Source organism: Streptomyces sp. NBC_01267, from assembly GCF_036241575.1.
Lineage (GTDB): Bacteria > Actinomycetota > Actinomycetes > Streptomycetales > Streptomycetaceae > Streptomyces.
Map to the genome: position 1 here is coordinate 7249027 of NZ_CP108455.1, position 12789 is coordinate 7261815.

At 71.4% G+C, this 12789-nt stretch carries 13 protein-coding genes; 6 read left to right on the forward strand and 7 right to left on the reverse strand.

From position 1 onward, the window contains the following. Nucleotides 1-3 precede the first annotated feature (3 nt). The 5 genes from OG709_RS32445 (at nucleotide 4) to OG709_RS32465 (ending at nucleotide 4563) form a co-directional block, all read left to right on the forward strand. Nucleotides 4-819, forward strand: coding sequence for a class I SAM-dependent DNA methyltransferase (locus tag OG709_RS32445; protein WP_329168682.1), 816 nt, complete (start codon nucleotides 4-6; stop codon nucleotides 817-819). An 82-nt stretch (nucleotides 820-901) separates the two neighbouring features. Next, nucleotides 902-2104, forward strand: coding sequence for a cytochrome P450 (locus tag OG709_RS32450; protein ID WP_250303091.1), 1203 nt, complete (start codon nucleotides 902-904; stop codon nucleotides 2102-2104). Nucleotides 2105-2111: 7 nt separating this feature from the next. Beyond that, complete coding sequence (locus OG709_RS32455) at nucleotides 2112-2393, forward strand: ferredoxin (protein WP_266645705.1); 282 nt, start codon at nucleotides 2112-2114, stop codon at nucleotides 2391-2393. Between the two features lie 199 nt (nucleotides 2394-2592). Then, entirely contained in the window at nucleotides 2593-3357 is a 765-nt protein-coding gene (locus OG709_RS32460; protein WP_250303093.1) for a hypothetical protein, read from the forward strand. 162 nt (nucleotides 3358-3519) lie between these two features. After that, the gene (locus tag OG709_RS32465) at nucleotides 3520-4563 is read left to right on the forward strand and encodes an enoyl-CoA hydratase/isomerase family protein (protein ID WP_266645704.1); all 1044 of its coding nucleotides are present in this window, start codon (nucleotides 3520-3522) and stop codon (nucleotides 4561-4563) included. A 142-nt stretch (nucleotides 4564-4705) separates the two neighbouring features. Here the strand turns inward: OG709_RS32465 and OG709_RS32470 are convergent, their stop codons facing one another. Together OG709_RS32470 and OG709_RS32475 are read right to left on the reverse strand one after the other, a co-directional pair. Then, nucleotides 4706-4972 (reverse strand): DUF6295 family protein, encoded by a 267-nt coding sequence (locus OG709_RS32470; protein ID WP_250303095.1) that lies wholly within the window; start codon nucleotides 4970-4972, stop codon nucleotides 4706-4708. A gap of 2 nt (nucleotides 4973-4974) precedes the next feature. Then, a complete protein-coding gene (locus OG709_RS32475; protein ID WP_329168685.1) occupies nucleotides 4975-5718 on the reverse strand; it encodes a dienelactone hydrolase family protein in 744 nt (247 codons plus the stop codon). A 48-nt stretch (nucleotides 5719-5766) separates the two neighbouring features. On the opposite strand from OG709_RS32475, the gene OG709_RS32480 reads away from it, so the two are divergent. After that, complete coding sequence (locus OG709_RS32480; protein ID WP_329168687.1) at nucleotides 5767-6279, forward strand: MarR family winged helix-turn-helix transcriptional regulator; 513 nt, start codon at nucleotides 5767-5769, stop codon at nucleotides 6277-6279. Nucleotides 6280-6330: 51 nt separating this feature from the next. Here the strand turns inward: OG709_RS32480 and OG709_RS32485 are convergent, their stop codons facing one another. The 5 genes from OG709_RS32485 to OG709_RS32505 all read right to left on the reverse strand — a co-directional run bounded on the left by OG709_RS32485 (nucleotide 6331) and on the right by OG709_RS32505 (nucleotide 12722). Further along, on the reverse strand, nucleotides 6331-8238 hold the full coding sequence (locus OG709_RS32485) for a DUF2264 domain-containing protein (RefSeq protein WP_329168689.1): 1908 nt from the start codon (nucleotides 8236-8238) through the stop codon (nucleotides 6331-6333). A 41-nt stretch (nucleotides 8239-8279) separates the two neighbouring features. After that, nucleotides 8280-9311, reverse strand: a complete 1032-nt coding sequence (locus tag OG709_RS32490) for a hydroxyacid dehydrogenase (RefSeq protein WP_329168690.1) — start codon at nucleotides 9309-9311, stop codon at nucleotides 8280-8282. 87 nt (nucleotides 9312-9398) lie between these two features. Then, the gene (locus OG709_RS32495; protein WP_266645698.1) at nucleotides 9399-10274 is read right to left on the reverse strand and encodes a carbohydrate ABC transporter permease; all 876 of its coding nucleotides are present in this window, start codon (nucleotides 10272-10274) and stop codon (nucleotides 9399-9401) included. Continuing rightward, nucleotides 10271-11275 carry a carbohydrate ABC transporter permease gene (locus tag OG709_RS32500; RefSeq protein ID WP_250303101.1) on the reverse strand — a complete coding sequence of 335 codons (1005 nt, stop codon included), beginning with the start codon at nucleotides 11273-11275 and terminating at the stop codon, nucleotides 10271-10273. Before OG709_RS32500 ends, OG709_RS32495 begins: the two co-directional genes overlap by 4 nt. A gap of 100 nt (nucleotides 11276-11375) precedes the next feature. Further along, nucleotides 11376-12722: an ABC transporter substrate-binding protein gene (locus OG709_RS32505; protein ID WP_250303102.1), complete on the reverse strand. Its 1347-nt coding sequence runs from the start codon at nucleotides 12720-12722 to the stop codon at nucleotides 11376-11378. Nucleotides 12723-12789 lie beyond the last annotated feature (67 nt).

The window sequence follows — 12789 nt, forward strand, 5'->3', positions numbered from 1 at the left end:
GACATGTCCACGACGCACGACCACCGCGGCCCCACGGCTGCAGCGCCCGCCGATGTCCCGGAGAGCGGGGGCGATCGCCACGCCTCCGCCGCGCACGGACCCGGATACGCCGACACCTTCGCCGCCGACTACGACCGGTGGTTCGGCAAGCCGGGTGTCACCGGCGCCACCGTGGACACCCTCGCGGCGCTCGCCGGTGACGGGCCGCTGCTCGAACTCGGCATAGGTACCGGGCGAGTTGCTCTGCCGCTGGCGGTCCGCGGCTTCGATGTCCACGGCGTCGAGGCGTCGGACGCGATGGCCGCGCGGCTGCGCTCCAAACCCGGCGGCGACACGATCCAGGTCACGCCGGGCGATTTCAGCGAGGTCCCGGTCACCGGCACGTTCTCGCTCGTCTACGCCGTCGGCGGCACGTTCTTCGAACTCGCGGACCACGAGGCCCAGCAGCGCTGTCTCAGCGCGGTGGCCGCCCACCTCGAACCGGCCGGTGTGCTGGTCCTCGACGCGCATCTGCCCGAGGCCCTCGCCGTCGCGGCGGCTTCCGGGGTGCCCGAGGTCGTCTCGGAGACGGACGAACACCTCATCCTCTGCCACCGCAGGATCGACCCGTCCACCCGGACCTACCAGTCCCACTACCTCGTCCACGAGGCGGACCGCACCCGTCACCTGCGGGTCCACTTCCATTACGCGTCGCCGGGCGAACTGGACACCATGGCCGAGCGGGCCGGGCTCCGGCTGCGGCAGCGGCTGGGCTCCTGGGCGGGCGCGCCGTTCGCCCGCGACAGCGCCTACCACGTATCCGTCTACGAGCTCCGCTGACGCCACCCGCAGCAACACCCCCGCTCGCAGCAACCCCCGTCCCTCTCGCGGTCGCCTCGCCGAACACCCTCCCGGAGCAGAAGTGACAGACACCGACCCCGGCCCGCTCGTCCACACCGCAGACTTCCCCTTCCCGCACCACGACGGCCTCGGCCCCCTCGACGAGTTCGCCGCACTGCGCAGCGCCGCGCCGTGCGCCCGGATCCGGCTGCCCAGTGGCGACTCGGCCTGGCTGGTCACCCGGTACGCGGACGTGCGCACCGTGCTCGCGGATCCGCGCTTCAGCCGTACCCGTGCCACCCGGGGAGCAGGACCGCGCATCGCGCGCGTCCCCACGCTGCCGGACTCGATCCTGGCCGCGGACCCGCCGGAACACACCCGGCTGCGCAAGCTGGTCGCCCCGGCCTTCACCGGCCGCCGCGCCGAAGCCATGCGGCGCGACGTGGCCCGGTTGGTCGAGGAGCTCCTCGACCAACTCGCCGCGCACGACCGCCCGGCCGACCTGGTGCAGCTGTTCGCCCGCCCGCTGCCGCTGGCGGTCATCTGCGCCCTGCTCGGCGTACCGCGCCAGGACGGCGAGCAACTCGACGCCTGGTGCGACGCGCTGCGCAACCTCACCGCCCTCGCCGACACCGAGGTCACCGCCGTTGTCGGTGAGATGACCGGCTACCTCACCGCGCTGGTCGCGGCCAAACGCCGCCACCCCGGGGACGACGTCCTGAGCACCCTGATCGCCGCACGCGACGAGAGCGACCGGCTCAGCCAGGACGAACTGATCTCGTTCAGCCTGGTGCTGCTCGCCGGGGGGTACGGCACCACGGCCGACCGGCTCGGCGGCATGGTGCACCTGCTGCTCGACGAACCCGGACGGTACCGGCGGCTGCGACAGGAACCGGACACGATCCCCAGGGCCGTCGAGGAGCTGCTGCGTTATGCCCAGACCAACGTCCAGGCGAATCTCCGGATCGCCACCGAGCAGATCGAACTGGGCGGCGTCACGATCGCCGAGGGCGAAGCGGTGATGGCGGTCAACTCCTCGGCCAACCATGACGAGACCGTCTTCGACGATCCGGGCCTGCTCGACCTCGACCGCGACCACAACCCCCACATCGGTTTCGGGCACGGACCGCACCACTGCGTCGGGGCGCAAGTGGCCCGCGTCCAGCTCCAGGAGGCACTGGCCGGCCTGGTGCGCCGGTTCCCGGAACTGCGCGCCGCGGCGCCCCCGGAGTGGAAGACCGGTCTCAGCACCCGGGCACCCCGCACCCTGCCCGTGACCTGGTGAGGCGGCCGTGTCCCGGAACGTCGAACAGGACCCGCCCCCCGGAGAACCCCTCGGGGCGTCGTGGGCGCGCGTCGACCCCGACGCGTGCATCGGCTCCGGCGTCTGCCTCGCCACCGCCCCGCTCCACTTCGAACCTGCCGGGAACACCGGCTCACGCGCCCGGTCCGACGCACCCGCCGCCGACGGATCCGCGAGGGACGCGGCGGTCCTCTGCCCGGTGGAGGCGATCGGGTTCGTCCGGTCCCGTCCGCCGTCCACCCCGCTCCCGGCGCCACAGCTCGACCCCTGAGGGTTGTACCGGAATGCGTATCGATTGGGAGCCTCTCGGATTGCATGGCCGTCACAATCGCCCGAGCAGTGCCTTTTCATGATCGTTCGGTGCCCGCGGGTCGTAGATTTCACGGGTCGCAACAGATCCCGAGGGGCGTCGGAGGAGTGAACTCCGCCGCCCGGGGTCGTTGTTCACCGAGCCAGAGGAAAGCTGTTTCATGCGTCGCACCATCGTCCGCCGTACCGCCGTCGTCGCCTCCGGGCTCTCGCTGGCCCTGCTTGTCAGTGCCTGCGGGTCCGACAAGCCCGCCGCTGATTCCGCCGCCCCCAAGGACAAGGGGAGCGCTGCCGCCGAGCCGGCCGCGAAGGCGCTGTCCCAGGCCGAGCTGGACAAACTCGTCCTGGCCCAGAGCGACTTGAAGAACCACAAGGTGGCCGGGGCGACCAAGGCCGACCTCGCCGCCGTGAAGACGATGACCACCGACAAGGCCGAGTGCAAGCCGCTCGTCCAGGCCATGTCGCTGAGCGCCGTGGGCACACCCGCCGCGACGTCCACGCGCAAGATCGTCGCTGTGCCCAAGGCGCCGGCCAGGGACGCCTCGGCCGACGAGAAGGCCGCGGCCGGGATGAAGGCGCTCAGCGCGACGGTCACGGCCGACACGCTGGGTTCGTACGACGGCAAGGGAGCCCCGGACGCCTTCGCGTCGTTGAGTGCCGCGGGCAAGGCGTGCGCCGGTGGCTTCACCCTGGTCGTCGGCTCGGACAAGACGAAGTTCACCAAGGTGGCGCCCGCCACCTACTCCGGCGGTGACGAGGCGGTCGCCTTCGTCCTGACCGCCGACCTGGACGGCGAATCCGGCACCTCCCACCTGGTGGCGGTACGCAAGGGCAGCACGCTCGCCTCCTTCTACGCTCAGAGCCTCGGGGGCAAGGCGGAGCAGCCGAAGGACGTCATCGACACCCAGCTGGCGAAGCTCGGCTGAGCGCGCACCCCGGCCTCCCGGTGTCCCGGCCCCGGGAGGCGTACGGCATCGTGATGACCGGCAGGGGCCCTTCCGGGTCCACCGGGTCCCGGAAGGAACCGACGAGATGATGCGTAGCACTGCGGAGCGCGGACAGGCCCGAGGACTCACGGGAGCCCTCCGATGAGCGACGACTCCGTACGGGTACGCACCGAGGGCCGGATCGGTCACCTCACCCTCAACCGCCCGCAGGCGCTGAACGCGCTGACCCACCCGATGGTGCGGCGCATCGACGAGGCGCTCACCGCCTGGGAACAGGACCCCGGCGTGGAGAGCGTCGTCCTCACCGGAGCCGGTGAACGCGGCCTCTGCGCGGGCGGCGACATCCGGAAGATCTACGAGGACGCGCGCGCGGGCGGCTCGGCCTCGACCGCCTTCTGGCGCGACGAGTACCGGCTCAACGCCCGTATCGCCCGCTACCCCAAGCCGTACGTCGCCCTCATGGACGGCATCGTGATGGGCGGCGGCGTCGGGGTGTCCGCCCACGGGAGCGTCCGGGTCGTCACCGAACGCTCCAGGGTCGCCATGCCCGAGACGGGCATCGGGTTCGTGCCCGACGTGGGAGGCACGTATCTGCTCGGGCGGGCACCCGGAGAGCTCGGCACCCACCTCGCCCTGACCGGTCTCCCGGTGGGCGCGGCGGACGCGCAACTCTGCGGGCTGGCGGACCATTTCGTGCGGTCGGAGCAGTTGCCCGGACTCCTCGCGGACCTCGCGGAGGAACCGGTCGCGGATGTTCTGTCCCGCCGCGCCGAGCGGGCACCGGCCGGTGAGCTGGACGCCTGCCGGGAGTGGATCGACCACTGCTACGCGGCGGACACGGTCGAGGAGATCCTGGACCGGCTGCTCGACGTCGGCCTCCCCGCCGCCAAGGACGCCGCCGCGACGCTGTACAAGAGGTCGCCCACCGCGCTGAAGGTCACGCTCGCCGCCGTGCGCCGCGCCCGTGAACTCGGCACGCTGGAGGAGGTCCTGGAGCAGGAGTACCGCGTCTCGTGCGCGGCGTTCGCCGAACCGGACCTGGCCGAGGGGGTCCGGGCCCAGGTGATCGACAAGGACCGCGACCCGCAGTGGTCCCCCGCGAGCCTCGCGGAGATCACCGAGGACCGGGTGGCCCGGTTCTTCGCACCGCTCGGCGCGGGGGAGCTCTCGCTGCGCACGCCGTGAGCGCGGTGGGCAACGGGCCCGGCGGCGGGCAGCCGGATTCCGGCCCGGCACAGTGGCGTCGGGGCATCGGCATCGGGGCATCGGCATCGGGGCATCGGCGTCGGGGCATCGGGTCCGGCCCGTTGCCCCGGCGCCGTCACGTTCAGGCGGTGAGCGCCGGAGGTACCGCTGCCAGGGCCTCCTGGACGGCGGCGACCAGCGTTCGCGCGGACTCCGCGGACAGCTCCAGCGCGACCCGGGCGGACGGCCCCTTCGCCGGATCGGTGAGATCGATGTTGAGCGTGTGCTCGGCCATCGCGTGCACCGGGTGGTCGAAGTACACCGTCACGTCCGAGACATGGAACCAGGAGCCGTTCGGCCCCTTGGCGCTGCCGTCGACCTCACCCTTGACCGTCGTGTAGGTGCACATGCTCAGGCCCCCAGGTGCTTGTCGAAGAAGGCGGCGATCCGCTCCCAGCCGTCGTTGGCCGCGGCCACGTTGTACGAGGGGCGGTCCGTCGAGAAGAACGCGTGACCGGCCCCCGCGTAGCTGTGGAACTCGAAGTCCTTGCCGTGGGCGGTCAGGATCTGCTCCAGTTCGGCCACCTGCTCGGGGCCGGGGAAACTGTCGTCCGCCCCGAACAGCCCGAGCAACGGCGCCCTCAGGCCGGGGAGTTGGTCGACGATATTGCTGACCTTGAGGGGGAAGCCCTCCGGCGGAGTGCCGGTGACGAACGCGCCGTAGCAGTCCACCGCGGCGTCGAGATCGAGGTGGCAGGCCGCGAGCACACTCTGCCGGCCTCCCGAGCAGTGGCCGATCACGCCGGTCTTCCCGTTGGACGTGGGCAGCGCCCGCAACTGCGCCGCTGCGGCTGCGACGTCGCCGATGAGACGGGCATCCGGCACACCGCCCGCCGCGCGGCCTGCCGCTGCCGCGTCGTCCGGTGCGGCGCCGGGCGCCTCGCGGTAGAAGAGATTCGGGCAGATCGCGTCGTAACCCAGCTCGGCGAACCGGCGCACCATTTCCTTGCTGCCCCGGTCGTAGCCGGGCATGTGATGGATGACGACGACGCCACCGCGCCGCGTTTCGCCCTGCGGGCGGGCCAGGTAGGCCTCGATCTCGTCGCCGTCGTGACCGGGGAACCGAATGGTTTCCGCGGTAAGTGAGTCGTTCATGAGACAGCTATACCATAAGGCTGAACTGAACAGTTTATGCTGATGGGTATGGTGATTCCCCGTTCAGCGGCCTCCGGCGACGTGGCCTCCGGCGACGTGGCCTCCGGCGACGTGGCCTCCGGCGACGCCGTCCCCGGCGACGTGTCGCGCATGGCGGCGGATCTGCGTGCCTGCCTCGGCCCGCTGGTCCGACGCCTCAGACAGACGGGGCCGGGGGACGAACTCACCCTGTCCCAGACCTCCGTACTCGTACGGCTCGACCGCGAGGGCCCGGCGACACCCGGCACCCTCGCGGCGGGCGAGGGCATCCGTGCCCAGTCCGTCTGCACGATCGTCTCCGCACTCCAGGAGCGCGGACTGGTCGTCCGCGACCCGGACCCGGACGACGGCCGCCGGGTCGTCGTCTCGCTGACCGAAGCCGGTGCGGAGGCCCTGCACGGGGCTCGCCGCGATCAGGCGCGCCGGCTGACCCGGGCCCTCTCCGAGGAACTCACCCCTGCCGAGCGGAAGCAACTGGCCGCGGCTCTGCCCCTGTTGGAGAGGGTGGCACGCCAGGTCTGACCGGGGCCGGCCGGACAACCCCGAGGGCTGTCCGGCTTCGATCCGCGGCCCCTAACCATGGTCGACGGTCAGCGGCTCGAACGCGATACGGGTCGAGGACCCGTCCCCGGCCCAGGACACCTCGACGGTGCCGCTCTCCTCGTCCACCCGCACTCCGCTCACCGCGTCGGCGAGCGGCGCGGCGCCCGGTTCCGCGGTCAGCGTGGCGAGGCAGACCAGGAGTGCAGTGCCCTCCGCGACCGCGGTCAGCCGGGGCACGAGCGCCCAGCGGGTGAACGCGGTGCCCTGCGGGGCCCGCACCTCGTCCCGCGCCTGCCAGCCGTACAGCCCGTGGAGCTCGGACTGCACCTGGCCGCCGGTGCCGGTGTCGTCAGGTCCGGTCGCCCAGCCCGTCTGTTCCAGCCCGGTCGCGGCCGGGGCGCCGAGCACCCGGTGTACCCGCAGTTCGTACCGGCCACGGGCCACCGTGAGGCTCTCCACCCGCATCCCCGGCACCATCGGCGCACCGGAGGGGAAGACCGGCCGGTGCCAGGACGCCGCCCAGCCCCAGCCGTCGCCCTCACCGGCACCCAGCGGACGGATGGCGCGGCGGTCGCTGCGGACCCCGGACACGACCACGGCCAGGTGGTTGTCCGCGGTGTTCTCCTCGGACGTGGGGCCGGTCACCGTGGAGTAGGCGTGGCGGCTGTAGAGCGGGTCGTCCCGTACGCCCGACTCGCCCTCGTGCGGCCGGATATGGTCGCTGCCGTGGTTGTGCAGCCGGACGATTCCGTCCGCCCGTGTCGACTGCACCAGCAGTCCGGGCGCGGGCAGCGCCCGCACCCGGTCGGGCCCCTCGCTGGGCGCGTTCTCCTCGGTCGCCGTCCAGAGCGGGTGACCGTCGGGCGCCAGCAGTGACACGAACGCCTTGGATGCCCAGTAAGGGGACGCGGGGCCGGAGTAGCGCTGGAGCGTCGCGCGGTGCGGGCCGTGCCAGCCCAGGCTCAACAGCCCGTCGGAGCCGGTCGCGCCCCGGTCCAGGAAGTAGCGCAGCGCCCCGCTGACCAGCCGTCGTGAGGTACCGGGCGCCAGCGGGGTGTGCCCGGTGACCGCCCCCAGCGCGACCGCCGAGCCCGCGGCGAAGCGGTACGTCAGCGAGCGGCCGAAATAGATCGGCGCGCCGTCCCCGCCGAACAGCAGCGAGAAGCTTTCCAGGTGTTCGCGCAGCCGGGCGCCGTAGTGCGCGGACAGTTCGGAGTCGCCCGACAGGTGGCCGTCCAGCACCGGATAGAGGTGCAGGGCCCAGCCGTTGTAGTGGTCGAAGGCGCGGCCGTCGCCGTCCGTGTACCAGCCCTGCCCCTGGTACCAGCCCTCCAACAGCTCCCTCGCCCGCTGCTTCGCGCGGGCCGTCTCCGCGTCGCCGCGGCCCACGGACTCCAGGAAGGCGGCCACCGAATAGGGAAACAGGTACCAGTTGTTCGGGGCGGGGGTGTGGCGCAGTGCGCCGCGCAGCCACTCCTCCGTACGGTCCCGCACCCCGGAGTCCAGCTGGTCCCACAGCCAGGGCCGGGTCAGCCGCAGCCCGATGGCGACGGAAGCGGACTCGACCATGGGCTGCCCGAAGACCGTGTGGTCCTGGATCAGCGGCCAGGACTCGGTGTCGTCCCGGCCCGGTGTCCTGGTGCCCGCCGCGAGCCCGTCCGCGTACCGGCCGAGCCAGTCGTGCGGGTCCTTGCCCGCCGCGCCGGCGACGCGGAACGCGGCGGCGAGGAACGTACGCGCGTACCCTTCGAGGCCGTCCGACCGCACCCCGGAGACGGACGGCCGCCCCGGCAGGTTGAGGAGGGCGCGGCCGGGCGTGGCCCACTGCCATGCGGCGTGCAGCAGACCGTCCGCCGCTGCTTCCCAGTGCGCCCGGGTGTAGCCGGTGTGCGGGCTCAGCACCCGGTCGTCGGCGGGGAGTTCAAGGGGCGGCGTCATGCGCGGAGATGCCATGCGCGGAGATGTGATGCGCGGAGATGTCATGCGAGGAAGGCCAACCTCTCGTGTTCCACGGGGTGGGCGAAGTCGTCACCGGCCGCCCACCGGGCGACCTCGCCGACCGCGAGATCGGCCAGCCGCCGCCACTCGTTGCCCTGCGAACCCGCGAGATGCGGCGTGATCAGGGCGTTGTCGCACTCCCACAGGGGATGCCCGGACGGCAGCACCTCGGGGTCCGTGACATCGAGGATCGCCCGGATCCGGTTCTGCTGGAGCAGCGCGGTGAGCGCGTCCTGGTCCACGACAGCACCGCGCGAGGTGTTGATGAGGACGCTGTCCGGTCGCATGGCGGCGAGGAGTTCACCGCTGACGAGTCCGCGGGTGGCGGGCAGCAGGGGGGTGTGCACACTCACCACATCGCTCCGGGCGAACAGTTCGGCGAGGCCGACCGGCCGGACACCCAGCGCGTCGGCCTCGGCGTCGGACACGTACGGATCGTGCAGCAGCAGCGGCAGGTCGTAGGGGAGCAGCAGTTCGATGACGCGTCGGCCGATCATCGAGGCGGACAGAATGCCCACGGTGCGGCCGTAGTTGCCCACCTCCGTGGACGTACCGAGCCAGTTGCCGCGGACCTTGTCGGCCCGGAACGCACGGGACCGCTCCAGTACGTGCTTGCCGGACAGCAGGACCATCGCGACGGTGTACTCGGCCACCGGCAGGGCGTTCGCCGCCGCTGCCGACGACACCCGGATGCCGCGCTCCCAGCACGCCTCGGTGAGGTGACCGCGGACGGTCCCCGCCGTGTGGACCACGGCGCGCAGCCGGGGCGCCGCCTTCAACACGGCCGCGTCGACGGGCGGGCAGCCCCACCCGGTGATCAGCAGCTCCACGTCCGCGAGGGTGGTGCGGGCCCGGCGGGTGGTGAAGTCGTCCAGGACGGGCAGCGGGGCGAGATCGCACAGCCCGGCGAGGGCGGCCAGGGACTCGGCGCCGAGTACGGAGGCCGCGGCGTCGGCGCTCATGGCGAGCGCGGCACGGGGAAGGGAGCGGGCGGGGGGAGGGGTGCTGGGCATCATTCTCCTGGTGCGGGCAAACGGGAATCGGAGAGAGTGAGGTTCGCCGGCAGGTCCAAGCAGCCCCGGAACAAGGCTACTTGACGGCTACTTGACGGCGCCCGCAGTGAGGCCGGAGCGCCAGAAGCGTTGCAGCAGCGCGAAGGCGAGAATCAGCGGCAGCACCGCGAGCAGTGAGCCCATGATCACCACCGGGTAGTACTCGGGGGAGACGGTGGCCGAGCTGTTCCAGGTGTAGAGGCCGAGACTGACCGGGTACAGGTCCTGGTCGGAGAGCATCACCATGGGCAGGAAGAAGTTGTTCCAGATCGCGGTGAGCTGGAAGAGGAAGACGGTGACGAGGCCCGGCCCGAGCATCCGCAGCGCGACCCGGAAGTACGTGGTCAGCTCACCGGCGCCGTCGACCCGCGCCGCTTCGAGCACCTCGTCCGGCACGTAGCCCTGGCTGAAGATCCGGCCGAGGTACACACCGAACGGATTGAAGAGCACCGGGACGAAGACCGACCAGAACGTATTGACCACACCGGTGGCCGAGGCCATCAGATAGAGCGGCAGGGCGAGCACGGTCTGCGGCACCATGACGGCGGCGAGGACGAGACCGAACAGCTTCTCCTTGTGGGCGAAGCGGTACTTGTCGAAGGCGTAGCCGCAGGCGATGCTCACCAGGGCCCCGAGCGCGGCGCCGATGACCGCGTACAGCAGGCTGTTGCCGTACCACCGCGCGTACTCCCCGCCGTCCATCGAGAACACGTTCCTGAGGTTCCGCAGGAACGAGAAGTGGTGCGGCGACAGCAGGCCGCTGCCGGACAGCGCGCTCCGGTCCTTGGCCGACGCGAGGACCAGCCACAGCACCGGCAGCACCGTGTACAGCACCGAGACGCCGACCACGAGATTGACGACGGAGCGGCCGAGCAGCCGTGGCCGCAGGGCCGCCGGGGTGCGGATGACGCCGTTCGCGCTCATCGGGTGTCCTCCTCGGGGGTGTTGGCGCGGTTGGTCCAGCGGGTGACTCCGTAGGAGAGCGCGATCGTGACGACCAGCAGGATCACCGAGGCGGCGGCGGCCAGCCCGTAGTTGTTCCGGGTGAACGCGGCGTCGTAGATGTACATGCTGGGCGAGAAACGGGAGTTGATCATCGGCGTCGCCTGGCTGATCAGCATCGGTTCGGTGAACAGCTGGAGCGCGAAGATCAGGGTGAACATCGTGACCATCACCACCGACGAACGCACCAGGGGCGTCTTGACCTGGAGTGCGGTACGGACCGGGCCCGCCCCGTCCACGCGGGCCGCCTCGACGACCTCGCGGGGTACGGCCTGCAGCGCGGCGTAGAAGACGACCACGTCGTAGCCGAGGTTGCTCCACAACGCGATGTTCACGATCGAAGGGATCACGGTGTGCAGGCCGAGGAAGTCGATGGTGATGTCCGCCTTGCCGAACAGATCGATCACCGGGCTCAGGCCGGGCGTGTAGAGGTACAGCCAGATCACGGCGGCGATGATGCCGGGCACCGCGTGCGGCAGGAACAGCCCGAGCTGGGCCCAGGACCGCAGCCGTACGACTCCGGAGTCCAGCAGCAGCGCCAGCGCCAGCGAGCCGATCACCAGCAGCGGGATGTAGAGCACGCTGTACAGGACGATCGTGCCCAGGCTGCTGAGGAAGGTCGGGTCGGTGAGTACGGCGGTGTAGCTGCGCAGTCCGACGAAGACCTTGCGCTCGGGGCCGAAGCCGAGTCCGGGCTCGTCGTCGCCGAAGAAGCTCAGCCACACGGCCGTCCCGACCGGAATCAGGAATATCGTCACGAGGAGAATGAAGAAGGGTGTCATCAGCACGCCGCACGCGCCGAGTTCACGGCGGCGCGAGGACCTGCGGGCCGGGCGCTCGCGTGCGGGGCCCGACGGCGCCTGCGACGTGTGCCCGGCGGTGCCCGGGGTGGCCGGTACCGGGGTGGTGGCGGGGCTGGTCATGAGTGTCACCTGCCTCTCTGCTGCTCTCTGGTGCTGCGAGGGGACGTTGCTGCGAGGGGACTGCGCGGCAAGGGGGGACTGCGCGGCAAGGGGCCCGGGGTCAGCTGCTGTGCTCGGTGGTGGCCAGTCCCAGGGCCCTGAGGTCCGGCATGGTGCCCCGCTGGGCGGCGCGCACGGCGTCGAGCAGGGAGCCCTGACCGCCGCCGACCCGGGCGAATCCGTCCTGCATGACCTTGGCGGTCGCGGTCATCCGCGGCCCCCAGGTCCAGCCGTCGCGGACCTTGTGGGCCTCCTCGTCGAAGAGGGTGTAGATGTCCTGGCCGCTGTAGTACGAGCGGTCGAAGGCCTTGCGGTCGACGCCGACCAGCCCGGGGGCGGCCGGATACTGGCTGCTCGCGCCGCTGGAGAGCCGGGCGCGCAGGGCGTCCGGGTGGGTCACCTGCCACTCGATGAACTCCAGGGCCGCCTCCGGATGTCTGCTGCTGTGGGTGACGGCGAGGGTGGAGCCGCCATGGGTCCCGAGCGTGTGGTCGCCGTCGGACCACTGGGGCAGCGGCGCGATGGCCCACTTGCCTCTCTGGTCGGGGTGGGCCGACATCTGGGCCCCGGCATCCCAGGCGCCGCTGAGCCGGACGAGGACCTGACCGCTGTCGACCCGGGCGTCGTTCTGCTGGCCGTCCACGGTGTTCACGTGGACCAGATCCTGGTCGATGAGCCGCTGCCAGTACGCCGCGACCCGGCGGCTCGGCCGGTCGGCCAGCGAGACGTTCCAGGCACCGCCCGCGGTGTCGAACCACTGGGCACCGGCCTGACAGGCGAACGCGGCGAACTGCAGTGCGCCGTCGGTGGCGAAGGTGGTCAGCCTACGGTCGGCGTTCCTGCGGCGCACCGCCCTCGCCGCATCCTCGAACTCGGCCCAGGTGCGCGGCACATCGAATCCGTACTGCCGGAAGATGTCGCTGCGGTAGTGCATCACCATGGGCTCGAAGTCCAGCGGAACGCTGTAGACACGCTTCTCGAAGGTCGTCAGACCGAGTGCCTGGGGGAGCAGTTCGGCCCGCAGCCCGTCGCTGATGAGTCCGGTGATGTCGCGGGCCACGCCGTCGATGGCGAAGCCGGGCACCTGCGGGTACTCGATGGTGGCGACGTCCGGCGCGTTGCCCGCCCGTGCGGCGTTGCTGAGCTTGGCGTACCCGCCCTGGTTACCGGAGGGGATCTGCTGGAAGTCGACCTGAATGCGGTCGTGGGTACGGTTGAACTCGTCCACCACCTGCTGGCTGCCGCGCAGGGCGGACCAGAAGGTGAGGTGGGTGGCGCGCTTGCTGGTACTCCTGGTGCCACCTGACTGCGAGGATCCGCCACCGCTGCTACAGGCGCCGAGTGCGCCGGTCAGCGGCAGTGCGGCCATCGTGGCGAGTACGGATCGACGGCTCGGTCGACCAGGCATGGGCGCCTCCCGCGGCTCCTGATTCGAGACACGGGGAATCCTGATCGGCTGATCGCCCCGGGTCAAT

Coding starts and splice junctions, on each gene's coding strand:
- OG709_RS32480 (WP_329168687.1), top strand. CDS start 5,767: ATGGTGATTCCCCGTTCAGCGGCCTCCGGCGACGTGGCCTCCGGCGAC.
- OG709_RS32490 (WP_329168690.1), bottom strand. CDS start 9,311: ATGCCCAGCACCCCTCCCCCCGCCCGCTCCCTTCCCCGTGCCGCGCTC.
- OG709_RS32485 (WP_329168689.1), bottom strand. CDS start 8,238: ATGACGCCGCCCCTTGAACTCCCCGCCGACGACCGGGTGCTGAGCCCG.
- OG709_RS32470 (WP_250303095.1), bottom strand. CDS start 4,972: ATGTGCACCTACACGACGGTCAAGGGTGAGGTCGACGGCAGCGCCAAG.
- OG709_RS32465 (WP_266645704.1), top strand. CDS start 3,520: ATGAGCGACGACTCCGTACGGGTACGCACCGAGGGCCGGATCGGTCAC.
- OG709_RS32500 (WP_250303101.1), bottom strand. CDS start 11,275: ATGACCAGCCCCGCCACCACCCCGGTACCGGCCACCCCGGGCACCGCC.
- OG709_RS32475 (WP_329168685.1), bottom strand. CDS start 5,718: ATGAACGACTCACTTACCGCGGAAACCATTCGGTTCCCCGGTCACGAC.
- OG709_RS32460 (WP_250303093.1), top strand. CDS start 2,593: ATGCGTCGCACCATCGTCCGCCGTACCGCCGTCGTCGCCTCCGGGCTC.
- OG709_RS32505 (WP_250303102.1), bottom strand. CDS start 12,722: ATGCCTGGTCGACCGAGCCGTCGATCCGTACTCGCCACGATGGCCGCA.
- OG709_RS32445 (WP_329168682.1), top strand. CDS start 4: ATGTCCACGACGCACGACCACCGCGGCCCCACGGCTGCAGCGCCCGCC.
- OG709_RS32495 (WP_266645698.1), bottom strand. CDS start 10,274: ATGAGCGCGAACGGCGTCATCCGCACCCCGGCGGCCCTGCGGCCACGG.